A 24,391-nucleotide genomic window follows, 5' to 3' on the forward strand; every position below is an offset into this window, starting at 1 on the left:
GCGTTGCTAATTTAAATTCACATCAAGTAGCGCCAAGATCCGGTTCAAATCATTGGGATCGCCAAAATCAATTTCGATTTTACCTTTCCCTTTTTGCGTTTGAGCGATGTTGACTTTGGTGCCAAAGCGATCGCCGAGTTGATTTTCACTGGCACGCAAATATGGCGATTTCACCTTGGCTTTCGGCTTTGGTTTCTTAGCCCCGGCGTTGAGTTCGTTGATCAACTTCTCTAATTGCCGCACCGTCATGTTTTCCGCGACCACACGCTTGGCCATGGCTGGGATCTGCTTTTTATCTTTGAGACTGAGCAAGGTCCGCGCTTGGCCCATCGACAATTGATTGTCGTTAAGCATCGCTTTGACTGATGCTGGTAGCGTCAGCAACCGCAAGTAGTTGGCGATGTATGGCCGCGACTTCCCTAAACGCTTGGAAACTTCTGCTTGGGTCAAGTTCAGCTTTTTGATCAAGGTGTCATAAGCTTGGGCTTCATCAAGTGGCGTTAAGTCTTCACGTTGCAGGTTTTCCAACACCGCCACTTCCATCATCGCTGGATCATCGAAGCTGCGGACGATCGCTGGGATCGTGGTTTTGCCTGCTAGCTTTGAGGCGCGAAAACGCCGTTCACCGGTGATGATCTCATAACCTAAAACCGATTTGCGCACAATGATCGGTTGAAATACCCCAGTGGTTTTGATCGAGGCAGCCAAGTCTGCTAACGCCGCTTCATCAAAAGTCTTCCGCGGCTGGTAAGGATTAGGGCGGATCTCATCAAGGGCGAGATCTTCAACTGCACTAACGGTGAGATCAGGATCTTCGATATCTTGGAAAATCGCGTCGATCCCGCGGCCTAAGCCTTTGTTATTTTTATTCACCATGGGCTTTGAGCACCTCCTGAGCAAGTTGGGTATAAACTTCGGTACCTTTGGACTTTGGATCGTAATCCACGATCGGCATCCCGTAACTTGGCGCTTCAGCTAAGCGGGTGATCCGCGGAATGATCGTGTCATACACTTTATCGCCGAAATATTTCCGCACTTCTTCAATGACTTGGGCGCCGAGGTTGGTCCGACGATCATACATCGTCAACAACACCCCTTCGATCGCCAAATGCGGATTGAAGTGTTTTTGGACCAAACGCACCGTGTTGAGCAATTGACTCAACCCTTCCAATGCGTAGTATTCACTTTGTACAGGGATCAAAATCGAATGTGCGGCGGTAAACGCGTTGATCGACAACTGCCCTAAAGAAGGTGGGCAATCGATCAAAATGTAGTCATAGTCGTTTTCAACTGCGGCTAACCCTAACTTCAACCGCATTTCCCGCGCCATTTGACTGGTTAATTCAATTTCTGCACCAGCCAGTTGAATCGTTGCTGGGACGATCCATAAATTTTTGTGATTGGTTTTAAGCAAGGCTTCTGAAATCGGATCTTCATTGACCAACACATCATAAATATCTTTGCCCACGTCAGGCTTTTGAATGCCGACGCCACTAGTGGCATTGCCTTGCGCATCGGCATCAATGATCAACACGCGTTTGCCGGCATCGGCTAAGCACGCCCCTAGGTTGATGGTCGTGGTGGTTTTCCCCACGCCGCCTTTTTGATTTGCGACTGCAATGATATGTGCCATTACTTCGTCTCCTTTGGGATCTCGATCACAATACGATACGCGTCGTCGGTTTCCGCTTCAGTCATTTTGACTTTCATTCCTGCATCTTTGATCATGTGCACTGATTTCTTCAAGGTGTTGACTGCCATTCGGGTGTCGTGACTTTGCACAGTGCGACGCTTGGCTTTAGCGGGCTTTTTCGTAGTGGTCGACGTTTCAGGTTCTGGTTGTGGCGCCAGCTCTGGATGCAAAATCGCTTCAACTGCCGCTTGGGTTTCTTTGACCGTCAAGCCATCGTTAAGCACTTGGTGGACTAGCAGCTGTTGATGATAATCATCGACGCGCAACAGTTCGCGGCCATGGCGTTCAGATAATTCGCCATTCATGATCGCTTGTTGCACCGGTTCAGAGAGTTTCAACAACCGCAATTTGTTAGCAACAAATGATTGGCTTTTCCCCATTTGTGTCGCCAATTGCGCTTGCGTTAAGTGATTTAACGTCATCAAAGCGGTGTAGGCTTGCGCTTCTTCAATGGCAGACAAGCCGACGCGTTGTAAGTTTTCGATCAACGCCATCGCCGCTGACTCTTCATCGCTCATTTTCTGAACGATCGCTGGGGCTTTATCCATATGCAAATGTTGCATCGCGCGAAAACGCCGTTCACCAGCGATGATCTCATAGCGATCCTGCGCATATTCCCGCAACACGATCGGTTGCAACAGCCCGTGTTCATGAATCGTTTCCGCTAATTCTTCAATGGCAGAGTCGGTAAAGACTTTCCGGGGTTGGAAACGGTTAGGCACGATTTGGTCTAAGGCAATGTCTTGCACTTGAACACCAGCAGGTTGCTCTTTTTCTTTGCTTTTACCAAAAAGATTAAAGGCCATTTAGTTGCCTCCCAATGGTAATTTACTTGGGGTCCCAGGTTTACGAGGATACTTGTTCGGCGTTTGCTTGGTTTTTTGGATCACCACTAAGCTGCGATGGCCACCATTTTCTGGCAGTTCCAATTCCACTTGGTTGACGATTTTCCCACCAAGCGTGGCCACTGCGATTTTAGCGGCTTGCAATTCGTCTTCAGCTTGCGCGGCTTTCATCGCGACAAACACCCCGCCGACTTTCACCAGTGGCAAACATAACTCAGCAAGAACGTTTAATGGTGCCACAGCGCGTGCGGTGACCACATCAAAGCTTTCGCGCTGTGGCGATTTCTTCCCGCCGAAAGTTTCCGCGCGATCGTGGAATAAGTGCACGTTTTGTAAGTTCAGGCGATCGCTTAACCGTTGGAGAAATTCGATCCGCTTATTCAACGAATCAACGATCGACACCTCAAGCTGAGGCAAGGCGATTTTCACTGGTAAGCTTGGAAAGCCGGCGCCGGCGCCGACATCACACAGACTCAAAGTTTCAGTTTTTAGCTGTGGCAACGCTTGAACCAACGTCAATGAATCGTAAAAATGCTTCAAATACACCCCAGGTTCATCAGTGATCCCAGTGAGGTTCATTTTTTGATTTTCGCTGACTAAATATTCGAAATAAGTCGCATATTGGGCCAGTTGTGCATCGGTATGGGATAACCCCAGACCATCAAGCGCCTGGGCGAATGTTTCACGGTTCATTTACACACCATTCCTTTACAGTATCCGGTTTACGCGCAATTTTGAAAGACTGTTTGTGCGTTTCACGTCACTGTCTAGTTTAACTTAAATTCTGATATTCAACAACCGCACCAAGGCCTTGCGTTTCATGTGAAACACCTTGCACAAAAGGCGCCATCACCGTTGCGACAGCGCCTTGCGATTATATTTCAATTCGATAACGTAATAAGGTCTTGCGTTTGGCTGCGGCCACTCGTCGAAAGTCTGACAAATACACTTCACGATGCCAATAGTCTGCAATGATCGGCACCCGACGCAGTTGATGCGCAGTTAAATAGGCATCCATTTGCGCAAACGTCTCACTTTCGGTATCAAAACTCCCGACATGGATTGCTTGCACCACTTCCGCTTTCGGCAATTGTTCAAACGTCACCGCTTTTAACTTCGGCAAGCCTTTCTTGGCCATCGCAATGGCTTGCGCTTCTGCAAAAATCGCCGGTGTCACTTGATCTGGTTGTTTGATCATCAAGCGATATGCCAACGCTGCTTTATTCAAATTTGCCCCGCGTGAACCGTCAGTGGTGGTCCACACCCCTTCTAAGGGATATACCGAATAGACATATGGGTCATCGGCGTTTTTTAATAACGCCCTGATCGCATAAGCTAGCGGGTATAGCGTTTGAATATCGTCGCTAAATGCCGGTTGATTGGGATCACCGACGCCAGTTAACGCAATATAATTCGTTGCCGGCAGCGTCAACTGCGCCACCCCTTTGGGAAAATAAAGTTGTTTATCTGTTTGCCGCCATGAGTTGCCCATGTGAGTGCTCCTTAGAAACCGTTTCCTTCACTATCCCAGATTTTCACGTTAAACGCAAAAAGCCGCCATTCAGCGACTTTCTTCAAAACATTATGCTGGTTGATTAACGCGCGCTTGATGATTTTTGACGATCAAATCCGCGATCCCTTTGGCGATGCCAGCATTTTTCAAAATTGGACCATGGGCATAGCTGCCAAAAGTGTTCTTGTAGCGCATGCCTTCGACGCCATCTTCTGGGTTGTTGCCGAAGCCTTGCACCATTTTACCCAGTGGATGCAATTTCTCAGGATCGTCAAAATAAGTCCGTCCAGAGTGATTCTCAAAAGCTTTCACCGTACCGAAGTCGGTCACAAACTCGGTGTCACCGATCATGCGCGCATCCGCTTTAAATACCGTGTGCAGTGGCAAGATCCCCAGGCCGGGAATGCTAGTGCCACTGCTGGTTTCATAATATGCGCCAAGCAGTTGATAGCCGCCGCAAATCGCAAGCATCGGCTTACCTGCTTCAATGTAGTCGGTCAACGTCTGCTTGTGGCGCTTTAAATCACGGGCAACAACCGTCTGCTCATAATCTTGGCCACCGCCAAAAAAGACGAAATCATAGTCTGCCGCGTTAAATGGGGCATCCAAAGAAATATTGTCTACGCGCACGTCAAAGCCTTGTTGATTCAGCCAATAGCGCAAGATTTTCACGTCACCAGAATCCCCATAAGTGTTCATGAGATCCTCGTAGAGATAAGCAATGGTAATGGGTTCAGCCAAGATGCATCCGTCCTTTCAATAACGGTATCATAACACAGCTGCCTAGTTGCGCCTAGTTTTTCGATTGCGGCCAAAAACTTGCGATCAACAACGCGATCACAGCACCTAGTACCACTGCAGCAAATCCGCCGACAAACACATTCGGCATGGTTTGGTTCAACACCCACCACAACAAGCCACTCATTAAAACGGCGAGCCCGATCAGCCCGCCGCGATACCACCATTTATTCAATCAACTGCCTCATCATAAGTGGGCCAAAATTGTATATTTACTGGTTGCAGGATCAGCTTCATCACCGCCGCCTTCATAAAATACGGAAAATTGACCTTGTGCGTCTTGGGCGACCACCAATCCACGATCGGCAACATGCTCGGCTTTGTAGATCTGAGCTGACCGCCGAGCAGCTGCATAATCATAGTCATTAGCGATCGCATCCCCAGGATTAAAGAAGACATATTCATCCATTCGACTCACCTCCGCGAAACATCTCTACTATTGTACAGACGTCACCTTTGCCATTACCGCTTGAGTGAACGCATTAAACGCTGGCATATCTGCTTGCGTAGCGCCTTGTTCGATTTTGATCGGGCTTGCCCCTTGAATCGCACCTTGTTCAGTTAACACTGCGGCAAAGTGATCAGGCGCGGTGTTGTAGCGATCTTGACCATAGAACTTGTCGCCAGTCCCAGCGATCCCAAACACCAAAGGCTTTTTTGAAAAGTCCAACGCTTTGAGATCATCATAGAAATCTTGGGTTTCTTCTGGGATCGTGCCACCAGACCAGGTGTAAGTCGACAAGATCACCGCGTCGTAATCTAGCAATTTGGCGGCATCAGTTTGTTGCATTTCCCCAAGGGTCACTTCTGCGTGATAATGCTCGAAGAATTGCACCAAGAAACGCGCCATACCTTTAGCGTTGCCTGTGATCGATGCGTATAAAATCAAAACCTTCATCTGCGCTCACCTCACGTTCATTATACCATGATGAGGCTTACAAGTTAGTTCTCGTAGTGGAAATGTGTCAAAGGCGCATGCTTCACAGCTTCGATATCTTTGGTCCCAGCCAGCTGCATCACGATCTCTAATTCATGATCGATTTGTTCAAAGACGCTTTGGACGCCTAAGGCACCACCTAAAGCCAACCCATAAAGTACAGGACGTGCAAAAGCGACGAGATCAGCACCAGAAGCTAAAGCTTTAAACACGTGACTCCCACGGCGGACACCAGAATCAAAAATGATCGGCACTTGATGGTTAACGGCTTTGGCGATGGCGCTTAAGGTATCAAACGCTGCTGGGCCGCCATTTAATTCCCGGCCACCGTGGTTTGAGACATAGATCCCAGCAGCACCGGCACCGATAGCCCGCAACGCATCTTCTGGAGACTCAATGCCTTTGACGATCACTGGCAGCTTCGTGTATTCGGCGATCCGACGGACATCATCTTCAGAGATCTTTTGCGCCGCAGCGGCATAGATCTCGCCGATCCCTTTGCCTTTGCCGTCGCCTTCAGCAAAGCGTTCCAAGTTCGCCATTGGAATTGGGAATTGGAAGTTGTTGATGATATCTTGTTCACGATACCCGTCAACCGTCGCATCTACTGTTAAAATGATCCCTTTGACGCCAGCTTTCATTGCTTCATCTAAAAGTGCGTTGTTAAAGTCCCAATCTTTGGACATATACAATTGGAAAAATTGTGGGGCATCAGGCGCTACCGCTTGGGTGTCAGCAATGGAAGTTGATGAATAAGTGCTTTGACTCATTAACGCGCCAACTGCCGCCACCCCTTTAGCAGTGGCTTTTTCACCAAGGCTGTGGGATAAACCTTGGGCCGCGGCTGGTGCCATCATCACTGGCGTCTTCAAATCGATGCCAAAGACATTGGTGGACAGATCAGGATTTTCAATATTGGATAACGCCTTAGGCACGATTTGTGCATGGGTAAAGGCTTTGGTGTTTTGTTGTAGGGTCCAATCATCTTCCGCCCCGCCGACGATATAGCCGAAGCCGCCTTGAGGAATGATCTTCTTTGCGCGTGCTTCAAGCGATGGTAAATTCAAAATATCCAGCTTTTCATTGCGATCACTTTGTTCATAGCCATTAATTACTGTCATGATGAACCCTCCTGAATTTTGATTACGAGACTATCTTATCACTCACTTTTAGTAAGTCAATGACTTTTGCTATTTTTTTGTAAGTTTACCCGCAATATTGAATTTAAGGCACAACAAAGCCACGAAACAGGATTCTGCTTCGTGGCTGGTTATAGCCTTTGTCCTTAAAATCCATCGGTGTGTCCTCTTGTTTTTAGATAAAACGCCGACAAACAAAAAACCAGAACAGGCTCCTGCTCTGGTTACACACTTGGCAACAACGGCTGATCGACATGCAACACGAAATGTACGGCTTGTGCCAATTGATTCTCACTGAAAAATTTAATATCTGGATCAGACCCGAACACATCGATTTCGATCAACGGTTCAAAGCCACCAAACGGACGTAAAACTTTGCGCAACCATGCATCCCACACCTGAGTCACCAACCCATTGCGGTTATCGAGGTTGCGGCGAATGATCACATTCTTATTCTCCCAAACCCGCACGCGCATTGGCGTGGTTTGTTGGGTAGCGAGTTCTTGAAGATAGCCATAAGGTTCCATAAACGTGACCCCCTTCGAAAAACGAAAGCAACTTCCCTTACTTTTATTATACAAACATTCGTTCGAAAATGCAACTTATTTGAGTATTTGTGCCAAAGTTGGGTATACTGGAGATAAGAATTCCAGGAGGATATTGTCATGAGCGAAAAAGATCAAGTCAACCAATTTTCACGGGAGATCATCGAATTCCAACGTAAAAACAATCTCACTGATACTGAAATGGCATTGAACAGCCATGTCTCAGTGGAACACATCCACAACATCAAGGCCATGCGTGAAAACCCAGAGCCTTCCGTTGTCGCTAACCTCCGCGACTACATGGAACACAAACCAACTGGCAAGTAAGCTGGGCCTTGCGTCCAAAACAAAAATTCCGAGTCTCCTTTTAGGAGGAGACTCGGAATTTTTTAGTGTTGCCACTTGTCAAATCACCGGCAAGGACTATATTAGATGCAAACGCGATGCACTACATTGGAGCTGATGTCACATGTCAATATTCAAATACCTTGGCAATACTATCCAGATCATGATCCTTTCTGCTGTGATCATCACCGTCTATGCGATCACCCCTGATGGCAAAATTGTTTACGTCTTATCCCCATTTTTCATTTATATGCTGATCAGCACTTTCTTCAGTGGGCCATTCATGATGCCTAAGCTCAAACACTTGACTCATCATTGGTTCTTGTCAGCAAAGGCCAAACGCAACTATTTCCATTTCCGAGAAACCGTCCACCAATCGCCTTACTTGTTTGACCCGGTCAAATTCTATGCCGAGCCGCAAGATATCGGCAAAAGCGAAGAACTGCAAAATCTCAGTGGGTACATTGTTTTGTTATTGATCATCAGTTTGTTTTCACCGCTGCTCTTTGGCCTTTGGGTGGTGATCAAAGGCCTTCAGCAGTTGCGCGCAAACTAAAAAATCGAGCCTTTGAAATTCAAAGGCTCGATCATTTTTATTTAGCAGCTTCAACTTTTTGGAAGGTGTCATTTGGGATCCGGATCAACGAGAATCGTTGCGCAGTATGGCCAACATGCATCCCCAAGCCGTTTAAGAACGTTGGCTTGTAAGTCCCGATATAAGTCGCCACATAAGCTTTCTCGTCAGTTTTTTCTAACTTGGCGAGTTTTTTAGTTTGCCAAGGATAAGCAGAAGCACGCACCGTCAACGCATCAGTGGCAAACGACACATCGGCGTTGCGACTAGAGATCTGATATTTCGAGCCTTCTGTCCAGTAGGTGTAATAATGCACCGGCTTCGTGCCGTTACCAGAGGTCACACTGACAAAGTAAGAACGATCGGAATCGGTTTGCAGCATCAATTTATCATAAGTATATTTGGTGCTGATCGCGGTGTTATCGGCATAGTCTATTGGCCGCAACCAAGTGACATAACTCATGCCATACAACGCAGCGACCAACACGATCGCTTCAATGATATCGATCAAAACGGTGCGGCCGGCGTGTTGATTGCGAAATACCACTACCATTTTTAAATGACGGCTGCGAATATTCCAAGCCATAAAAATCGCATAGGCTAAAATCAACAGCCAAGCGATCAAGCCGATCAAATTCCATAAACTCATTGCGTTCTCCTTTGTGTTCGCCAGTTTGCGTGACCGCTTGCTAGCTACAACGCATCAGCTTGGGTCACGGCTTGTTGTCCGAGAATGTTCAAGTAGTTCCAAGGTTTATCGTACCATGGATTAAACAACATATCGACGTATGCTAAGTCATCGATGGTGTTATGGTTTTGGATCATCACTGAGATCAAGTTCGCAGACATTGAGATTTCATGCCGACTTAAAAATTGCGCCCCTAAGATCTCGCGGTTATTTTTATTATAAACTAACACCATATGAATTGGGTAGGCATCTGGCATGAACTCAGGGCGATAGCTATCAGTCACCGTCACACTGGCGGCATTGATCCCTGCTTGCAGCGCACGATGCAACGTCATCCCCGTACATGCTAAGGTTTGATCATACAACCGCATCGCACTGGTGGATTGCGTCCCCATGTAGCGGATCGTGTTGCCAAAGACATTACGCCCTGCAAGTTTACCTTGGCGCACCGCGTTGGTTGCCAGCGGTGCATAAGCATCATGACCCGTCGGATTAAAATGCACCGCACAAGAATCCCCTGCCGCATAAATATCAGGATCGCTAGTTTGCATGTAGTCGTTAACGTGGATCGCACCATTCGGCATCGTGTCCACTTGACCTTGTAGCAATTCCGTCATCGCCCGAAAGCCCACACATACCACAGCTAAATCTGCTTGATGTTCGGCTTTATCCGTTTGAATAAACGCATGAGTCCCGTCGCTATCAAAACGCAACGCCGTTTCATTAAAGAAGGTGTTGACGCCATGTGCGCGCAGTTCATCAGACACTTTCGCCCGTAATTCATCATCGACATAATGACTCAACAAGCCGTGCACACCGTTGATGAACAACACATCACGGCCGATGCGACTGTAAGCTTCGGCTAATTCAACACCAATATAGCCCCCGCCAATGATGGCGATGGTTTTGGCAGTTTCTGCAGAAGCTTTGATTTTTTCTGCGTCATCGGCGTTTTTGCACATTAAGACCCGCGGTAAACTGATCCCTTGTAGCGGTGGGATCACTGGAAAACTCCCGGTGGTCATGATCAATTTGTCATAGCTTTGGGTAAACTTGCTATGAGTAGCCATGTTTTGGACTTGCAACACATGCTTTTTGGCATCGATTTTCACCACATCATGACGCAAATGGACGTGAATGTTTGGCCCCATCGCTTCCAAGCCTTGGGCATCGGCGTAAAACATCGATGATAATTTATCGACAGTGCCTTCCAAATATAAAGCGATCCCGCAAGATAGGAAGGAAATATCTTCACGACGTTCAAACACGTCAACGATCGTATCAGGATGGCGGGTTAAGATCTCTTGAACTGCTGCTGTGCCTGCATGCGTGCAACCGACGACTGCAATTTTCATTACGATGCCCCTTTTTGGTGTCATTTTATCCGAATAATTAGGTCTATTATCGCACGAATTCACGCAAAGCAAAACGTCAGATTTCGCAAAATGTATGCGTTAATGTTGCCCAACCCCACATTCACCCGTTTCAGTTGCGGAAAGCCGGCGACTTTGTTATTTAATTTTACAAAAAAGGCTCACCCTTGAGCTAATAAAAAAAGACCAAGCGCGAGGCTTGATCTGATGCGTGATCACAATGCATAACGTGTGATCGCCACAACTGGTTCATCTAGCTGCGGTTTCGGCAATAAGCTGACAGTGCCGCCTTGTGCGACGACCGCAATCGCTAAGTCGTTCAACACATTATTATGCTGAGCTTTCAAACTCGCTGTGGTAAATTCACCATGGATCAATTCTCCTTTAACGCGGGCGCCAGTTTGAATCAACAAGCGATCAACTGCATGCACTGCCACGGCTTGCGCGATCCCGTTCAAATCAACGCGCAAACACTTGCGATCACGGGCCGCATTGATCTGCGCCAATAACTCATGTCGCGCTTCTGAATCAAAATCACTGGTCAACGTCACCGCCACGCGGGCCATCACCGTTGAGCTTAACTCATTAGGACTCAACGCTAACTCCACAGCGCTTAAGTTCAGATTGCGACTTAAGCTTCTAAATAACGCTATATTTTGTGGCAATCCCCATAACGCTAGCGGAAAGTCGCGATGTGCGATCAAATACGCGTCAACTTGTTGGAAATAACGTTTGGTATCAGCCAGCTGTTCGGCAGATTTATCACCATGGCCGTGATAGCTGACGGCATCAGACCCTTGGCGGATCGAATTAAGTTGCGGGCCGCCTTGTTCTTCCCCTAGCGCCGCCACTAATGTCCGCGGCGCCTCATCAGGTAAAATCACTTCCACTAAGGTATCCCCATCATGGTGGAATAACGCGATACGATCGCGTTGCAACACCAACAAGTCAAAATCGTACCGTGATTGATGATCAGCGATCAAAGGTAAGATCTGTGGTTGCGTGGTCACCATCGCGGTATCCGACACCGGCTCCGCCATCAAGAACAACGCGACTTGTTGGCCATCACACAACACCCCGATGCCTTTGGTGATGCCATTAAATCGTGCCGGGTCATCGAAAATCGTTTCCAGTTGATCTGCATAAGGTTGCCAGGCCACTTTAGGAAAAATTTCCGCCATCACACTTTGCGCATGTTCAATTTGATGGCGCAGCGCTAAGCTGATCGCCGGAAACGCTTGGTGTGGCAGTTTGCTTAAATAAATGCTCACGTATGGGCCGTGATCAGTATGCGTCAAGAAGTCTTGCAATGTGGCAAATTCAGTCATATCGTCGCCCTCCTTTTTCGTTACTTTAAGCATATCAACTTGCCTGCCTCACACGCAAAACATACGCTTGTGAATTTCACCACACTAATGTTGTCGGTTTCAGTTCGCGATACTGAGTAACAAAAAAACCAGACCTCATCAGTCTGGTTTCAGTCGTCCTATTTAATTTCTTGCCAAGTCCAATCCAACACTTCTTGGATGTCTTCGCCAGTTTCGCGAATATAGTCGTGATGATACTGCAAGGTGTCATCCATTTTTTGCACAAAGGCAGCGGATTTTTCAGCGTAGCCTGGGACATGTTGGATAATGTCTTTAGCCAAGTGGAAGCGATCAAGTTCGTTCAACACCCGCATATCAAATGGTGTGGTGATCGCCCCTTCTTCACGATAGCCATGCACATGCAAGTTGTGGTTGTGACGATCGAAGAAAATGTCGCGGATCAGATCTTCAAAGCCATGGAATTGGAAGAACACTGGCTTGTCTTTGGTGAAGTATTGATCGAAAGTCTCATCAGATAACCCACGAGGATCGCGGTCAGGCGATTTGAGTTTCAACAAGTCCACCACGTTGACAAAGCGGAACTTCAATTCTGGGAAGTTGTCATGCAACAAGTTGATGGCAGCTAAGCTTTCCATGTTTGGTTCAGTCCCAGCAGCGGCGATCACAACATCTGGTTCTACGCCGTCGTCGTTAGAAGCCCAGTCGATCCGCTTCAAACCATTTTCTGCTAAGACTTTGGCTTCTTCAATGGAGTAGAACTGCGGCCGTGGTTGCTTAGAAGTGATCAACAAGTTGATGGTGTTTTGGCTGGTAAAGACTTTTGGTGAAATGGCCAAAAGGCTGTTAGCATCAGCAGGCAGATATTCACGAATGAATTCGCCTTTCTTTTCTGCCAAGTGAGTCAAGATCCCAGGATCTTGGTGAGTGTAGCCGTTGTGGTCTTGTTGGAAACTCGTTGATGTTGATACGACGTTCAATGAAGGATAAGGCTTGTGCCAGTCTTCCTTAGCCGCTTCGCGCATCCACTTGAAGTGTTGGGTGAGCATGGAATCAACAACGCGCAAGAACGCTTCATAAGAAGTGAACAAGCCGTGGCGACCAGTCAAGGTGTAGCCTTCAGCAAAGCCTTCTGCTTGGTGTTCAGATAATTGTGAATCAATGATCCGACCAGCAGGGGCCATATCTTCGTCGCAACCTTTTTGATCGATCGGTTCTAACCATTGCCGCTTCGTCGTTTCAAATAAGCCGTACAAACGGTTAGACATTGTTTCATCAGGTCCGAACACGCGGAAGTTTTCAGGGTTGAGCTTGATCATATCGCGCAAGTAATCAGACCATACGATCATATCTTGTTGCACATTTTGACCGCGCTTGGTGTTATCCAAAGCGTAATCTTCAAAGTTTGGCAATACCAAAGGCTTGGCGTGGTAGCCGACGTTGGTGATCGGGTTAGCCGCCATCCGCTTGTCACCTTTAGGGGTGAGGGCTTGCAGTTCAGGGATCAAGGTGCCGTTGTCGTCGAACAATTCTTCTGGCTTGTAAGACTTCAACCAGTCTTCCAACGATTCCTTATGCGTCATGTCGTCGCGCTTGACTGGAATTGGAATTTGGTGCGCACGGAAGGAACCTTCGATCGGTTCGCCGTTCCAAGTCTTAGGACCAGTCCAGCCTTTTGGCGTGCGAACGATCAGCACTGGCCAGTGCGGCATCGTGGTGTCACCAGTGTCGCGAGCATGCTTTTGAATGGCCTTAATGGATTCGATGGCTTTGTCCATTGCCGCAGCCATGATCGGGTTGAGCTTGTCAGGATCGTCGCCTTCAACGAAAATTGGGGCCCAGCCCATGCCTTCAAAGTACTTCGTCAAATCTTCATCAGACTTACGGGACAAAATCGTTGGGTTGGAGATCTTAAAGCCGTTCATATGCACGATCGGCAATACTGCCCCATCAGAAATTGGGTTGATGAACGTGTTAGAGAACCAACTTGCTGCCAATGGCCCAGTTTCAGTTTCACCGTCACCAGTGACTGCCGCTGCGATCACATCAGGGTTATCAAGCACCGCACCAGTGGCGTGGCTTAAGGTATAACCGAGTTCGCCGCCTTCGTGAATGGAGCCTGGAATTTGTGCGTTCGCGTGACTTGCCGCACCACCTGGGAAGGAGAAGCGTTTGAACAAGATCTGCATGCCTTTTTCATCTTGAGAGATGTTCGGGTACTTCTCAGAGTAAGTGCCATCCAAATAAGCGTTGGAGAGCATCACTTGGCCACCGTGACCTGGGCCTTCAAGATAGAACATGTTTAAGTCGTATTTGTTGATCACCCGGTTCAAATGGGTGTAAATGAAGTTTTGACCGGAGATCGTGCCCCAGTGGCCGATCGGGTAGAACTTCACATCAGAAGATTCCAAGGGACGTTTGAGTAATGGATTGGCGGTTAAGTAAAGCTGCCCGACTGAAAGGTAATTTGCAGCGCGCCAATATGCGGTCATTTTGTCGAAATAAGCTTGAGAATCGTAATCTGTCGCCATGTCGAGATACCTGCCTTTTTAATGATTGTCTTCAGTATACCACGTTTTACTTAATAATCACTTATTATCGCTTAAAAAAACTTATTTCCTTGCGATTACCCCTTAATTATACGCGGATTTTTCAAAAACACCTAATATATTGTCCCCACTTTCTCGCCAAAGTGTTACAATATTCACAAGAAGGACAATTACATGTACCATTTGGGGAGTTGAGCAAAATGCATCTCGCTTTGTTTGATTGGTTATTGATCGTATTTGCTGTCATCGCTGCTGTGGCGCTGTTTACTATTGGCGCTGTGGTTGAAGGCGTCGTCATTGCCGTTTTAATGGTGATCGCAGTCGCCCTACACCACTCTCTAGGAAATTTCTCTGGTCGCATCTTGTAAGGGATTACAAAACCAGCGCCTGTTCAAATTTGAACAGGCGCTGGTTTTTTGTCTTTCAGCATTAAAAAAGTGCCTGAATTTTCAGGCACTTTAAAGGTTTACAACCGTTCGAACACATCGCGAACGATCATGAGTTCTTCATTCGTTGGGATCAACAAGGTCTTGATCTTGGCATCTTTAGAAGAAAGATCTGCTTCAACGCCATGAGAAGCTTTGTTGACGGCGTCATCGATACCAGCACCTAAGAAGTGCAACTTGTCGATGATTTGGCCACGCATTTCATCAGAGTTCTCACCAACACCACCAGTGAAGACTAAGACATCGATGCCATCCATTACTGACGCATAGCCAGCAACATACTTGGCTGCGCGGTTAGCGTAAATGTTTAATGCAAGTTTGGCTTGCGGATTCTCAAATTCAACTTCTTTTAAGTCGCGTTGATCTTGAGATAATTCAGAAATACCTAATACCCCAGAGTTATGGTTTAAAATATGCAACATTTCATCCAAACCGATATCAAGCTTCTTCATTAAGTAAGCAACTAATGAGAAGTCGATATCCCCAGAGCGGGTACTCATGGTGATCCCAGCTAATGGGGTGAAGCCCATGGACGTGTCGACAGACTTGCCGCCTTGTACCGCAGTGATCGAAGATCCTGAGCCTAAGTGCATCACCACCGTCTTTAAATCTTTGACGTCTTTGCCTAAGAATTCTGCGGTGCGCTTGGAGACGTAACGTACGGAAGTCCCGTGAGCCCCATATTTGCGGGCGCCATATTCTTTGTAGTACTTATAAGGAATCGAATATAAGAAGTTTTCTGGATCCATGGTTTGATGGAACGCCGTATCAAACACCGCAACTTCAGTGGCCCATGGCATCATTTTACGGAAAACGTCAATGTATTGCGCTTCAACTGGGTTATGCAATGGGGCATAATCGCGAAGGTTTTGGATCTTCAACAACACGTCATCGTCAACCACTGTGGATTCCGTAAATTCTTCCCCACCGGCAACCACGCGATGGCCGATCCCAACGATTTCATGGAGTTCTTTGACTAAGCCTAAAGACTTTAAGTTCTCCATCACAGAAGCCACCGCTTCACCAAAGTTGGCCACTGGCTTATCATCGCGGTAAACTTGATGATCACCATATTTGACTTTGATATTGCCTTTAGGTTGACCTAAGCGATCAACTAAGCCTTCTGCGAGTTCGTCTTCAGAGGGCATTTCAAACAATTTCCACTTTAAAGTTGAGCTACCAGCGTTTACTGCTAAAATTTTAACCATTTTATTCACTCCTAGAATCACGACTCGTTGAAGTCGCGTAAGTTGACGCGCGAGCGCGTTTTATTTTTGGGGATGGTGGGCTGCATGCCACGCAGCAATTTGAGCGAGCCGAGCCGCGACTTTGGCTTCAGAGCCTGCCGTGCCCGGGTGGTAATAGTGGTGGCCGACAAGATTGTCTGGCATGGTTTGCATGTCAGTCAGCTTGTCTTTGGTGTCATGCGCATATTGATAATCTTTGCCATAACCTAAGTCTTTCATGAGATCGGTAACGCCGTTTCTGATCTGTAGCGGCACTGGCTCATCGCGATCATTCAACGCATCAGCTTTAGCCGCCTCATATGCGGTATATACCGCATTCGATTTCGGCGCTAAGCTCAAGTACACCACCGCATGCGCCAAGTGCACCGCACATTCTGGCATCCCCAAGAATTGACAAGCTTGAAACACCGATACACAGATCTCGACCGCACGACTGTCTGCCATACCGACATCTTCTGAGGCAAAACGCACCAGCCGCCGGGCGACATACAGCGGATCTTCGCCGCCTTCTAACATCCGCGCCAACCAATAAAGTGCGGCATCCACATCAGAATTGCGCATTGATTTATGTAGCGCTGAGATCAAGTTATAGTGTTCTTCACCGTTTTTGTCGTAAAGCAACTGCTTTTTAGTCAACAGTTGGGCCACGGCGTCTTTTGCCACGTGAATGTGATCATCATCGCCTTGGGCATTGGTCACGGCCATTTCCAACGTGTTAAGCGCAACGCGCGCATCCCCATTGGCAAAATCAGCGATTTGGTGTAACACCTCATCATCAATTTCAACTTGAGAGGATCCGTAGCCGCGCGGATCGCTTAACGCTCGTTTTAATAACGTGACCAAATCATCTGCCGTCAGTGCATGTAAAACAAACACCCGCAAACGACTTAACAAAGCGGCGTTGACTTCGAATGAAGGATTCTCAGTCGTCGCGCCGATCAAGGTGATACTGCCGCGCTCTACATATGGAAGAAACGCGTCTTGTTGGGCTTTGTTAAACCGATGAATTTCATCAACGAACACGATGGTCCGTTGACCTAACGCTTGATTTGATTCAGCGTCTTGCATCACCTTTTTGATTTCAGTGATGCCACTAGTCACTGCCGAAAACGTCACGAATTCGGCTTTGGTTTGCTTGGCAATGATCCGCGCCAGCGTGGTTTTACCAACACCAGGTGGGCCCCAGAAAATCATCGACGCCACGTGATCTGCTAAAATCAGCTGCCGTAGCACGCGGTCTTTGCCTAGCAGATGCTGCTGTCCGACCACTTCATCAAGGTTCTGTGGTCGCATGCGGCTGGCCAGCGGCGAAAACCGCTGTGTATCAAAAAGACTACTCAATCTGCCACCTTCTATTCCCTTGCACAGACCAAAAAGTCCGCGCTTATCCAAATATCAAAAATTTGAATATGAGTCTACTATAACATGAAAACGTTATCTTTAAAGACCTAGCCTTGAATTTCGTAAATCATTTCACATATTTTCGGCACTATGCCGAGCCGAGTTGCTGTGATACCATGAACCTAAAGATTGTTGCGATTTCACGAAAGGTGGCCATCTGTATGTCTGAATCTCCTTTGTCTGAATTTCCTCAAGGTGCATTTTCAGCCTTTTCTACTGCTAAAATGTCACACTTTTTACCGATCCGACCAAACCTTGAGCCTGAGGTATTGCGGGCATTTTTCGGTGCTGATGCCGCCAATGTTCGCCAAAGTGCGACTGGGATTACCTTACGCACACCAGATGCCTCACCTTTGCGTGCTAAAAATGGTGAGATCATCGCCCGTTTCACCAATGGTAAATACAAAGTGATGGATGTCGATTACTACCGCAAGAATTTCAACGATCCGTTATAGGAGTTTATATGATCAGTTTTGAAAAATATCATCCTTTATTATCGTCACATTACACCTTGGACTGGCTGACCAACTCGAATTTAAAAGCTGTGCATGAACTTCGCGCTAACTTGCAACAAGCAGAGTTATCTGGTCGCAAAACCGATCCTGATATTCCCACGACGGCGCATTACATCAACCAATCCATGCGCCTCGTCATGAAAAATCAAGCCTTGTTATATGGGATTACCGATCGTGCCACTAAGAAATTTATCGGTAGCATTTGCTTGTGGCAATTTGATCCCGACTTTACCCGCGCACAAATGCGTTTGGAAGTCGCCGATCCCAAACTTGCTGAAAGCTTATATCAAGAGATCATCCCGCGCGTCGTCGGTTTTTCGTTCTTTGAACTGGGGTTATCGCAGTTGACCATGATCGTCCCAGAACATGCGGCATTAAAGCAGTGGTTAGCAACGAATCACTTCCAAAATCAACCTTATCCGCACACTCGCAAGCTCGCCAATGGACAAAAAGTCGCGCTATTAGCGATGACCTTGCAACGCGATGCTGTCGCCGATGATCCCGCTTATCGCTTCTGACCCACATAAAAACACCTTGGAAAAATTTTCCAAGGTGTTTTTGATCGGCTTTGATTTACATTAACGCCATAAAGACGAAATCTAAAATAAAGCCTAGCGTCACGACCCATAATACCGGATGCACTTCTTTGGCTTTGCCAGTGATCAACTTGATCAAGCAATAGAAGATAAACCCAGCCGCGATGCCGTAAGAAATGTTGTAGATCAACCCCATGACCACAGAAGCCATGAACGCTGGGATCGCGTCTTCAAGATTGGACCAATCGATTTCTTTGAAGCTCGACATCATCATCACCCCAACCATGATCAACGCCGGTGCGACTGCTTGCGTTGGGACAATAGCGATCACTGGGGATAACAAACTGGAGATCCCAAAGCAAATGGCAACCACAACTGCAGTTAAACCAGTGCGACCACCAGCACCGATTCCGGCAGCAGATTCAACAAACACGGTAATGTTGGAGGTCCCAAAAATCGACCCAACACCTGTGGCGATCGCATCAGAAAACAGTGCTTTGTCCATTTTGCTTGAGAAACCGTGGCCATGTTCCATGGCGTTCATATCGTCGCTAGTGAAGATCCCAGTCCGACGCCCAGTCCCAATGAAAGTCCCTAACGTATCGAAAATATCCGAGAAGCTAAAGGCAAAAATCGTCATGATCGACAACAAAATATGATGGGTATCGGTGAACAAGCTCCCAAATCCTTTGCTAGAAAACGCGGCACCAAAGGTCGTACCCAGTTGGCCGATGGCATGGCCTAAAGTGTTGGCACCAGAAATATGTAAATTCGTCACCCCGAAAGGAATCCCGATCAATGTCGTTGCCACGATCCCGATCAACACTGCGCCTGGGACTTTTTTAACGACCAACACTGCCATTAACAACAACCCGATCAACGCGACAATCGCCCCTGGTTGGGTGAAGTTCACTAACGCTGGGACAATGCCTCCGCCAGAAACCACAGAATCGATCCCGTTTTTAAAAGTATGCGCAGTCGCCGAGCCGCCGTTGACGCTTAAAATACTGGATGCATCAGAAGTGAATTGTAAGAAACCAGAGTTCTTCAACCCGATATAAGCGACGAATACCCCGATCCCACCGCCGATGGCATGTTGCATCACTTCTGGAATCGCCACAATGATCAATTTCCGAATCTTCGTCACGGTGATCAAAATATTGATCATCCCACATAAAAACACTAAAGCCAAGGCTTCTTGCCAAGTGAACCCTAATGCAAACACCACGGTGTAAGTGAAGAAGGCATTGAGTCCTAATCCCGGTGCCAACGCATAAGGGACGTTGGCAAACAGCCCCATGATCAAAGTCCCAGTGGCACTGGCAATGATGGTGGCCAAGAACACTGCTTGCGACGGCATCCCGGTTAACGACAAGGTATCCGGGGCGACGAACAAAATATAAGACATCGCAAAAAATGTAGTCAACCCAGCAATAATTTCGCGACGTTTGGTCGTATGGTTCGCTTCTAGTTGGAAAAACTGGTCCATGATAGGCTCCTTAAATTGAAATGTTAAGATTTAGCCTACACGCCTTTGAGTGGATAATCAAGGTAAAATGCGGTTGTTTTCAATTAGAATATTTTTAATGTTCGGTTTTAAAGCGGTTATTTCCCCATAAAGATCAGCTCAGCGAGATTGCAACCGTTTTCGTTCGGAATTATTGTGATATCAATTGTAATAGCACAAATTGATCTCATCGTCTGTTGTTTTTTCGCTTTTCACATAAAAAAACAGCTTGGCAGATGCCAAGCTGTTCATCAACCGTCAATTTACAAAACGGCTAAGATAATAAAGTTAATGATAAAGCCGATGGACACGATCGCTAAGATCGGATGAATCTCCTTAGCTTTGCCAGTGATCAACTTGACTAAGCAATAGAAGATAAACCCTGCGGCGATCCCATAAGAGATGTTGTAGATCAACCCCATGACGATCGACGCCATGAATGCAGGCACGGCTTCTTCAAGGTTAGACCAGTCGATTTCTTTAAGACTGGAAACCATCATCACCCCAACTAAGATCAACGCTGGTGCGACCGCTTGAGTTGGAACCACCGAGATAATTGGCGCAAACACAGCAGAGATCAAGAAACATACCGCAGTGGTCACCGCCGTTAAGCCAGTGCGACCACCAGCACCGATACCAGCAGCAGATTCAACATAAGTCGTGGTGTTGGAAGTCCCAAAGATGGAACCGATGGAAGTGGCAATGGAATCAGCGAACAACGCTTTATCCATTTTGGAGGAGAAGCCGTGACCATTTTCCATTGCTTTTTCGTCAGCGTCTGAGAAGATGCCAGTGCGACGGCCAGTGCCAATGAAGGTGCCTAAGGTATCAAAGGTATCGGAGAAACTAAAGGCAAAAATCGTCATGATCGAAATCACACTTTGCGTTGGGCTCGTGAATAAACTCCCGATCCCGTTAGCGCCAAACGCGGCGCCAAAGGTCGTCCCTAATTGACTAAAGGAATTGGAGAAGCTGTTGGCACTAGAGAACGATAAGTTGGTCACACCCATTGGGATCCCGATCAAGGTGGTGACCACGATCCCGATCAATACGGCACCAGGGACTTTCTTCACGACTAAAATCGTCATGATCAACAACCCGATCAACGCTAACATCGCACCAGATTGGGTAAAGTTGACCAACGCTGGAACAATGCCGCCGCCAGTGACAACACCAGTGACCCCACCTTTAAAGTGAGTCGTCGCCGCGTTATAAGCAGCATTGTTGATGCTTAAGATATCAGAAGAATCAGACGTGAATTGTAAGAAACCGGCATTTTTCAAACCGATGTAGCCGACGAAGATCCCGATCCCACCGCCGATGGCATGTTGCATCACTTCTGGGATCGCCATGATGATCATTTTCCGAACTTTCGTGACGGTGATCAAAATATTGATCATCCCACAAATGAACACTAAGGCTAACGCTTGTTGCCACTTAAACCCTAACGCAAACACCACGGTGTAAGTGAAGAAGGCGTTGAGGCCCATGCCCGGTGCCAAAGCATATGGCACGTTGGCAAACAGCCCCATCACCAAAGTCCCGACTGCCGAAGCAATGATCGTGGCCAAGAACACGCCTTGCGAAGGCATCCCAGTTAAAGACAAGATCTGTGGGTTAACGAATAAAATATACGACATTGCAAAGAATGTCGTTAAACCCGCCATAATTTCAGTGCCAACTTTAGTATTGTTCGCACGTAGTTGAAAGAAATTTTCCATGATAGCTCCTTTGTTCGCCTTTAGGATGATTAAAGCTTAACCCATCCCACAAAAAAGTTCAAGGAAAAATCCGTTTGTTTTCGTAATTAATTCATTTAATATTCGTGTTTAGAACGAAACTTCAGTATCTGTGGTCCCAGTCGTTAAGAAGTCGATCAAATACCCTAAAGAGTAAAACACCATATTATGCACCGCAGTTTGGGTGTAATACGCAATGTGTGGTGCTAATAACACATCGTCGCGTTGTAATAACACATCCCACAGCGGATCATGGAAATGACCAGTTTGATCGAAGTTCACCAACGCTTGCGATTCGTTCTCAAAGGTATCGATGCCAGCGCCACCGAGTTTGCCTGCTTCTAAAGCCGCCAGCAACGCTTTGGTATCGATCAAGTTCCCGCGTGCCGTGTTGACGATCACCGCATCAGGTTTCATTTGGGCAATGGCATTCGCGTCGATGATATGATCATTGGCGGCAATGCCTGGAATATGCAAATCGATCACATCACTTTGGGCATAAAGCGTTGGCAGATCCACATATTCGCATTCTAAATCGGTATGCACTGGATGTGGATCATAAGCTAAGACCTTCGCACCAAACCCATTGAACAAACGGATCGCCGCTTGACCGATGCGCCCAGCACCGATCACACCAACTGTTTGTTGGGCAAGTTCACGACCGATAAACGTGGTGGACTTGCCGTAATCATCCGCTTTTAAGGCAGCTTCAACTTCTCCTAAGCGCCGCAATAAGTTCAACGTCATCGTCACTGAGAATTCTGCGATCGCATTGGGGGAATAAGCTGGGGTGTTGGCAATGCGCACACCAGCTTTTTTAGCCGCTTCAAGATCAATGTTATCGGTGCCGACATTGCGGATCGTCAAATATTTGATCCCGTATTCGCCCATTTTTTCAAACATTGCCGCAGAGTATGGCGTGGTTTGTAAACAGTTGATCCCGTCAAACCCTTTAGCGTAGTGAATGGTGTCTTCCGTCAATAACTCTGTACGAATCGTCAAGTCATGTCCTGAGGTTTGGCCCCACTGATTTAAATAGTCGATTTCGTCGACGCGGGCGCCGTAAGCGATGATTTTCAAGTTGAATGCCTCCTTATTGGCTTAATAATTTTTAGCATAACGAAATTTCGCAGTTTTTGCATGAAAGTGTCATGAGAGAAAAAAGTTAAGAATGTTTGAAAACGGTTACTAGACTATCGAGATTTCATGAAATTGTGGTACACTTAGGGTTCTATAAACTTACGGAGGGATCATTCCTATGAAGATTGTCGTTTTAGCTGGCGGTCGTAGCACCGAGCGAAACGTCTCTATCTCTAGTGGCCATCGCTTGACCAACGCCTTGCGCGAAAAGGGGCACCAAGCCACATTCATCGATTTATTTTTAGGGTACGACTTACAAGGCCGCGACCCAGAGACTGTTTTTGAAACAGCCAACACCAGTGACAACTTGTTGATCTCAGATGCTGTCCTCACCGACGACGTCATCAACAAATTGCGTACTGACGGCACCACCCAGTTGTTTGGTCCAAATGTTTTAGCCATTTGTAAAGCCGCAGACATTGTCGTCATCGGCTTACATGGTGGCGACGGTGAAAATGGTAAAGTCCAAGCCGTCCTCGACTTGAACAATATCAAGTACACCGGTAGTGGTAGCACCGCTTCAGGCATCACCATGAACAAAGTCTACAGCAAAGAGATCATGTTATACAAAGGGATCAAAACTGCTGCCTTTGTGGAAATCACCAAAGACCAAGGCGCAAAAGGTCACACTTTACCATTTGCCTACCCTGTGGTTTTGAAACCGACTTCTGGCGGCTCATCTGTCGGCACACACATTGCCCATGACGCTGCTGAATTGGAATCTGGCTTAAAAGATGTGTTCCGTTTTGATAATTCTGCGATCATTGAAGAATTTATCAAAGGTCGCGAATTCTCTTTAGGCGTGGTCAATGGTCATGCTTTCCCAGCGATCGAAATTTTGGTCCATGACGGTTGGTATGACTTCGAACATAAATTTATCGAAGGCCACACGACTTTTGTCACCCCACCTGATGACTTAGCCGATGATGTTCATGACGAAATGAAGCGCGTCGCCGTTGAAACCATGGATGCATTAGGCATGCAAAACTATGGTCGTGTCGACTTCTTCGTTGATGACAACAACGGTGTTTGGGTGATCGAAGCCAACAACTTACCTGGGATGACCCCACTTTCCTTGTTACCGCAAGAAGCAGAAGCGGAAGGTGTCGCTTATCCTGATTTAGTTGAAAGCATCGTCAACGGCAAGCTGAAGTTATACGCTGATGGCATGAACAACTAATTTTTTAGCATTCCTCAAGTCTGCGGACTTGGGGTTTTTGTTTGACTTTAGAATTTCGACATGCGATACTATTTGACGGTGCCAAACCACGATCAGTGAAAGCGACTGGCGCGCAAGCGTTCAGAAAGCCGCCGCAGCTGATCACGAAAACCGGCCTGCAGACATGCAGGCCGGTTTTTTTATTTGTGACCGAATAATCGCAAGGTCAATGCGCGCCGCCAACGCCCTTTTTTCAAATGATCTTGTTGGACGTTGTGCTTATAGATCTGCCATTCATTGCGACCACTGTGACTGTGAAAATATCCCCCGATGATGATCACGATCACTAAACTTAGACTCCCCATGACCCACCACAT

Annotated in this window: 27 protein-coding genes; 6 read left to right on the forward strand and 21 right to left on the reverse strand. The window is 47.1% G+C overall.

Features of this window, described 5'->3' with window-relative positions; all coding sequences use genetic code 11:
* Positions 1-6 precede the first annotated feature (6 nt).
* From EKM92_RS05470 to EKM92_RS05520, 11 genes are all read right to left on the reverse strand, one after another.
* Positions 7-876, reverse strand: coding sequence for a ParB/RepB/Spo0J family partition protein (locus EKM92_RS05470; protein WP_125708706.1), 870 nt, complete (start codon positions 874-876; stop codon positions 7-9).
* On the reverse strand, positions 866-1,633 hold the full coding sequence (locus EKM92_RS05475) for a ParA family protein (RefSeq protein WP_125708708.1): 768 nt from the start codon (positions 1,631-1,633) through the stop codon (positions 866-868). The genes EKM92_RS05470 and EKM92_RS05475 overlap by 11 nt, the downstream gene beginning before the upstream one ends.
* Positions 1,633-2,499 carry a nucleoid occlusion protein gene (gene noc / locus EKM92_RS05480; protein WP_125708710.1) on the reverse strand — a complete coding sequence of 289 codons (867 nt, stop codon included), beginning with the start codon at positions 2,497-2,499 and terminating at the stop codon, positions 1,633-1,635. Before noc ends, EKM92_RS05475 begins: the two co-directional genes overlap by 1 nt.
* Positions 2,500-3,231: a 16S rRNA (guanine(527)-N(7))-methyltransferase RsmG gene (gene rsmG, locus EKM92_RS05485; protein WP_125708712.1), complete on the reverse strand. Its 732-nt coding sequence runs from the start codon at positions 3,229-3,231 to the stop codon at positions 2,500-2,502. It abuts the gene before it with no gap.
* A 181-nt stretch (positions 3,232-3,412) separates the two neighbouring features.
* A complete protein-coding gene (locus tag EKM92_RS05490; protein ID WP_125708714.1) occupies positions 3,413-4,030 on the reverse strand; it encodes a GyrI-like domain-containing protein in 618 nt (205 codons plus the stop codon).
* Positions 4,031-4,120: 90 nt separating this feature from the next.
* Positions 4,121-4,792, reverse strand: coding sequence for a type 1 glutamine amidotransferase (locus EKM92_RS05495; protein ID WP_125708716.1), 672 nt, complete (start codon positions 4,790-4,792; stop codon positions 4,121-4,123).
* Between the two features lie 52 nt (positions 4,793-4,844).
* On the reverse strand, positions 4,845-5,024 hold the full coding sequence (locus EKM92_RS05500) for a hypothetical protein (protein WP_125708718.1): 180 nt from the start codon (positions 5,022-5,024) through the stop codon (positions 4,845-4,847).
* A gap of 12 nt (positions 5,025-5,036) precedes the next feature.
* A complete protein-coding gene (locus EKM92_RS05505) occupies positions 5,037-5,258 on the reverse strand; it encodes a hypothetical protein (RefSeq protein WP_054715465.1) in 222 nt (73 codons plus the stop codon).
* Between the two features lie 27 nt (positions 5,259-5,285).
* Complete coding sequence (locus tag EKM92_RS05510; protein ID WP_125708720.1) at positions 5,286-5,747, reverse strand: flavodoxin domain-containing protein; 462 nt, start codon at positions 5,745-5,747, stop codon at positions 5,286-5,288.
* A 44-nt stretch (positions 5,748-5,791) separates the two neighbouring features.
* The gene (locus tag EKM92_RS05515; RefSeq protein WP_125708722.1) at positions 5,792-6,907 is read right to left on the reverse strand and encodes a lactate oxidase; all 1,116 of its coding nucleotides are present in this window, start codon (positions 6,905-6,907) and stop codon (positions 5,792-5,794) included.
* 242 nt (positions 6,908-7,149) lie between these two features.
* Complete coding sequence (locus tag EKM92_RS05520) at positions 7,150-7,452, reverse strand: hypothetical protein (protein WP_125708724.1); 303 nt, start codon at positions 7,450-7,452, stop codon at positions 7,150-7,152.
* 138 nt (positions 7,453-7,590) lie between these two features.
* Between EKM92_RS05520 and EKM92_RS05525 the strand changes: the two genes are divergently transcribed.
* Both EKM92_RS05525 and EKM92_RS05530 read left to right on the forward strand, forming a co-directional pair.
* Positions 7,591-7,797 carry an LBP_cg2779 family protein gene (locus EKM92_RS05525; protein ID WP_125708726.1) on the forward strand — a complete coding sequence of 69 codons (207 nt, stop codon included), beginning with the start codon at positions 7,591-7,593 and terminating at the stop codon, positions 7,795-7,797.
* Positions 7,798-7,939: 142 nt separating this feature from the next.
* The gene (locus EKM92_RS05530; protein ID WP_125708728.1) at positions 7,940-8,371 is read left to right on the forward strand and encodes a hypothetical protein; all 432 of its coding nucleotides are present in this window, start codon (positions 7,940-7,942) and stop codon (positions 8,369-8,371) included.
* 37 nt (positions 8,372-8,408) lie between these two features.
* Here EKM92_RS05530 and EKM92_RS05535 read toward each other — a convergent pair whose 3' ends face one another.
* The 4 genes from EKM92_RS05535 to EKM92_RS05550 form a co-directional block, all read right to left on the reverse strand.
* A complete protein-coding gene (locus EKM92_RS05535; protein ID WP_125708730.1) occupies positions 8,409-9,038 on the reverse strand; it encodes an LVIS_2131 family protein in 630 nt (209 codons plus the stop codon).
* 44 nt (positions 9,039-9,082) lie between these two features.
* The gene (locus EKM92_RS05540; protein ID WP_125708732.1) at positions 9,083-10,432 is read right to left on the reverse strand and encodes an FAD-dependent oxidoreductase; all 1,350 of its coding nucleotides are present in this window, start codon (positions 10,430-10,432) and stop codon (positions 9,083-9,085) included.
* Positions 10,433-10,665: 233 nt separating this feature from the next.
* On the reverse strand, positions 10,666-11,778 hold the full coding sequence (locus EKM92_RS05545; RefSeq protein WP_125708734.1) for a baeRF6 domain-containing protein: 1,113 nt from the start codon (positions 11,776-11,778) through the stop codon (positions 10,666-10,668).
* A 158-nt stretch (positions 11,779-11,936) separates the two neighbouring features.
* Complete coding sequence (locus tag EKM92_RS05550; protein ID WP_125708736.1) at positions 11,937-14,306, reverse strand: phosphoketolase family protein; 2,370 nt, start codon at positions 14,304-14,306, stop codon at positions 11,937-11,939.
* A gap of 218 nt (positions 14,307-14,524) precedes the next feature.
* On the opposite strand from EKM92_RS05550, the gene EKM92_RS13580 reads away from it, so the two are divergent.
* Positions 14,525-14,692: a hypothetical protein gene (locus EKM92_RS13580; RefSeq protein ID WP_164509907.1), complete on the forward strand. Its 168-nt coding sequence runs from the start codon at positions 14,525-14,527 to the stop codon at positions 14,690-14,692.
* A 98-nt stretch (positions 14,693-14,790) separates the two neighbouring features.
* Here EKM92_RS13580 and EKM92_RS05555 read toward each other — a convergent pair whose 3' ends face one another.
* Both EKM92_RS05555 and EKM92_RS05560 read right to left on the reverse strand, forming a co-directional pair.
* Positions 14,791-15,978, reverse strand: a complete 1,188-nt coding sequence (locus EKM92_RS05555) for an acetate/propionate family kinase (RefSeq protein ID WP_125708738.1) — start codon at positions 15,976-15,978, stop codon at positions 14,791-14,793.
* Between the two features lie 60 nt (positions 15,979-16,038).
* The gene (locus EKM92_RS05560; protein ID WP_125708740.1) at positions 16,039-17,310 is read right to left on the reverse strand and encodes a replication-associated recombination protein A; all 1,272 of its coding nucleotides are present in this window, start codon (positions 17,308-17,310) and stop codon (positions 16,039-16,041) included.
* 269 nt (positions 17,311-17,579) lie between these two features.
* Here EKM92_RS05560 and EKM92_RS05565 point away from each other — a divergent pair, with 269 nt between their 5' ends.
* Together EKM92_RS05565 and EKM92_RS05570 are read left to right on the forward strand one after the other, a co-directional pair.
* A complete protein-coding gene (locus EKM92_RS05565; RefSeq protein ID WP_125708742.1) occupies positions 17,580-17,873 on the forward strand; it encodes a hypothetical protein in 294 nt (97 codons plus the stop codon).
* Between the two features lie 8 nt (positions 17,874-17,881).
* A complete protein-coding gene (locus tag EKM92_RS05570) occupies positions 17,882-18,451 on the forward strand; it encodes an N-acetyltransferase (protein ID WP_125708744.1) in 570 nt (189 codons plus the stop codon).
* A 55-nt stretch (positions 18,452-18,506) separates the two neighbouring features.
* On the opposite strand, the gene EKM92_RS05575 is transcribed toward EKM92_RS05570, so the two are convergent.
* The 3 genes from EKM92_RS05575 to EKM92_RS05585 all read right to left on the reverse strand — a co-directional run bounded on the left by EKM92_RS05575 (position 18,507) and on the right by EKM92_RS05585 (position 22,795).
* Positions 18,507-19,958, reverse strand: coding sequence for an NCS2 family permease (locus tag EKM92_RS05575; protein WP_125708746.1), 1,452 nt, complete (start codon positions 19,956-19,958; stop codon positions 18,507-18,509).
* A gap of 281 nt (positions 19,959-20,239) precedes the next feature.
* A complete protein-coding gene (locus EKM92_RS05580) occupies positions 20,240-21,697 on the reverse strand; it encodes an NCS2 family permease (protein ID WP_125708748.1) in 1,458 nt (485 codons plus the stop codon).
* Positions 21,698-21,805: 108 nt separating this feature from the next.
* Positions 21,806-22,795 (reverse strand): D-2-hydroxyacid dehydrogenase, encoded by a 990-nt coding sequence (locus EKM92_RS05585; RefSeq protein ID WP_125708750.1) that lies wholly within the window; start codon positions 22,793-22,795, stop codon positions 21,806-21,808.
* A 178-nt stretch (positions 22,796-22,973) separates the two neighbouring features.
* Here EKM92_RS05585 and EKM92_RS05590 point away from each other — a divergent pair, with 178 nt between their 5' ends.
* On the forward strand, positions 22,974-24,035 hold the full coding sequence (locus EKM92_RS05590; protein WP_125708752.1) for a D-alanine--D-alanine ligase family protein: 1,062 nt from the start codon (positions 22,974-22,976) through the stop codon (positions 24,033-24,035).
* 179 nt (positions 24,036-24,214) lie between these two features.
* Here EKM92_RS05590 and EKM92_RS13585 read toward each other — a convergent pair whose 3' ends face one another.
* Positions 24,215-24,391, reverse strand: a complete 177-nt coding sequence (locus EKM92_RS13585; protein WP_164509908.1) for a hypothetical protein — start codon at positions 24,389-24,391, stop codon at positions 24,215-24,217.

Source organism: Lacticaseibacillus porcinae, from assembly GCF_003946305.1.
Classification (GTDB): Bacteria; Bacillota; Bacilli; order Lactobacillales; family Lactobacillaceae; genus Lacticaseibacillus; species Lacticaseibacillus porcinae.

Excerpts from the sequence above, each read along its gene's own strand:
- EKM92_RS05470 (WP_125708706.1), bottom strand. The coding sequence starts at position 876 with ATGGTGAATAAAAATAACAAAGGCTTAGGCCGCGGGATCGACGCGATT.
- EKM92_RS05475 (WP_125708708.1), bottom strand. The coding sequence starts at position 1,633 with ATGGCACATATCATTGCAGTCGCAAATCAAAAAGGCGGCGTGGGGAAA.
- noc (WP_125708710.1), bottom strand. The coding sequence starts at position 2,499 with ATGGCCTTTAATCTTTTTGGTAAAAGCAAAGAAAAAGAGCAACCTGCT.
- rsmG (WP_125708712.1), bottom strand. The coding sequence starts at position 3,231 with ATGAACCGTGAAACATTCGCCCAGGCGCTTGATGGTCTGGGGTTATCC.
- EKM92_RS05490 (WP_125708714.1), bottom strand. The coding sequence starts at position 4,030 with ATGGGCAACTCATGGCGGCAAACAGATAAACAACTTTATTTTCCCAAA.
- EKM92_RS05505 (WP_054715465.1), bottom strand. The coding sequence starts at position 5,258 with ATGGATGAATATGTCTTCTTTAATCCTGGGGATGCGATCGCTAATGAC.
- EKM92_RS05510 (WP_125708720.1), bottom strand. The coding sequence starts at position 5,747 with ATGAAGGTTTTGATTTTATACGCATCGATCACAGGCAACGCTAAAGGT.
- EKM92_RS05515 (WP_125708722.1), bottom strand. The coding sequence starts at position 6,907 with ATGACAGTAATTAATGGCTATGAACAAAGTGATCGCAATGAAAAGCTG.
- EKM92_RS05520 (WP_125708724.1), bottom strand. The coding sequence starts at position 7,452 with ATGGAACCTTATGGCTATCTTCAAGAACTCGCTACCCAACAAACCACG.
- EKM92_RS05525 (WP_125708726.1), top strand. The coding sequence starts at position 7,591 with ATGAGCGAAAAAGATCAAGTCAACCAATTTTCACGGGAGATCATCGAA.
- EKM92_RS05530 (WP_125708728.1), top strand. The coding sequence starts at position 7,940 with ATGTCAATATTCAAATACCTTGGCAATACTATCCAGATCATGATCCTT.
- EKM92_RS05535 (WP_125708730.1), bottom strand. The coding sequence starts at position 9,038 with ATGAGTTTATGGAATTTGATCGGCTTGATCGCTTGGCTGTTGATTTTA.
- EKM92_RS05540 (WP_125708732.1), bottom strand. The coding sequence starts at position 10,432 with ATGAAAATTGCAGTCGTCGGTTGCACGCATGCAGGCACAGCAGCAGTT.
- EKM92_RS05545 (WP_125708734.1), bottom strand. The coding sequence starts at position 11,778 with ATGACTGAATTTGCCACATTGCAAGACTTCTTGACGCATACTGATCAC.
- EKM92_RS05550 (WP_125708736.1), bottom strand. The coding sequence starts at position 14,306 with ATGGCGACAGATTACGATTCTCAAGCTTATTTCGACAAAATGACCGCA.
- EKM92_RS13580 (WP_164509907.1), top strand. The coding sequence starts at position 14,525 with ATGCATCTCGCTTTGTTTGATTGGTTATTGATCGTATTTGCTGTCATC.
- EKM92_RS05555 (WP_125708738.1), bottom strand. The coding sequence starts at position 15,978 with ATGGTTAAAATTTTAGCAGTAAACGCTGGTAGCTCAACTTTAAAGTGG.
- EKM92_RS05560 (WP_125708740.1), bottom strand. The coding sequence starts at position 17,310 with ATGCGACCACAGAACCTTGATGAAGTGGTCGGACAGCAGCATCTGCTA.
- EKM92_RS05565 (WP_125708742.1), top strand. The coding sequence starts at position 17,580 with ATGTCTGAATCTCCTTTGTCTGAATTTCCTCAAGGTGCATTTTCAGCC.
- EKM92_RS05570 (WP_125708744.1), top strand. The coding sequence starts at position 17,882 with ATGATCAGTTTTGAAAAATATCATCCTTTATTATCGTCACATTACACC.
- EKM92_RS05575 (WP_125708746.1), bottom strand. The coding sequence starts at position 19,958 with ATGGACCAGTTTTTCCAACTAGAAGCGAACCATACGACCAAACGTCGC.
- EKM92_RS05580 (WP_125708748.1), bottom strand. The coding sequence starts at position 21,697 with ATGGAAAATTTCTTTCAACTACGTGCGAACAATACTAAAGTTGGCACT.
- EKM92_RS05590 (WP_125708752.1), top strand. The coding sequence starts at position 22,974 with ATGAAGATTGTCGTTTTAGCTGGCGGTCGTAGCACCGAGCGAAACGTC.
- EKM92_RS13585 (WP_164509908.1), bottom strand. The coding sequence starts at position 24,391 with ATGTGGTGGGTCATGGGGAGTCTAAGTTTAGTGATCGTGATCATCATC.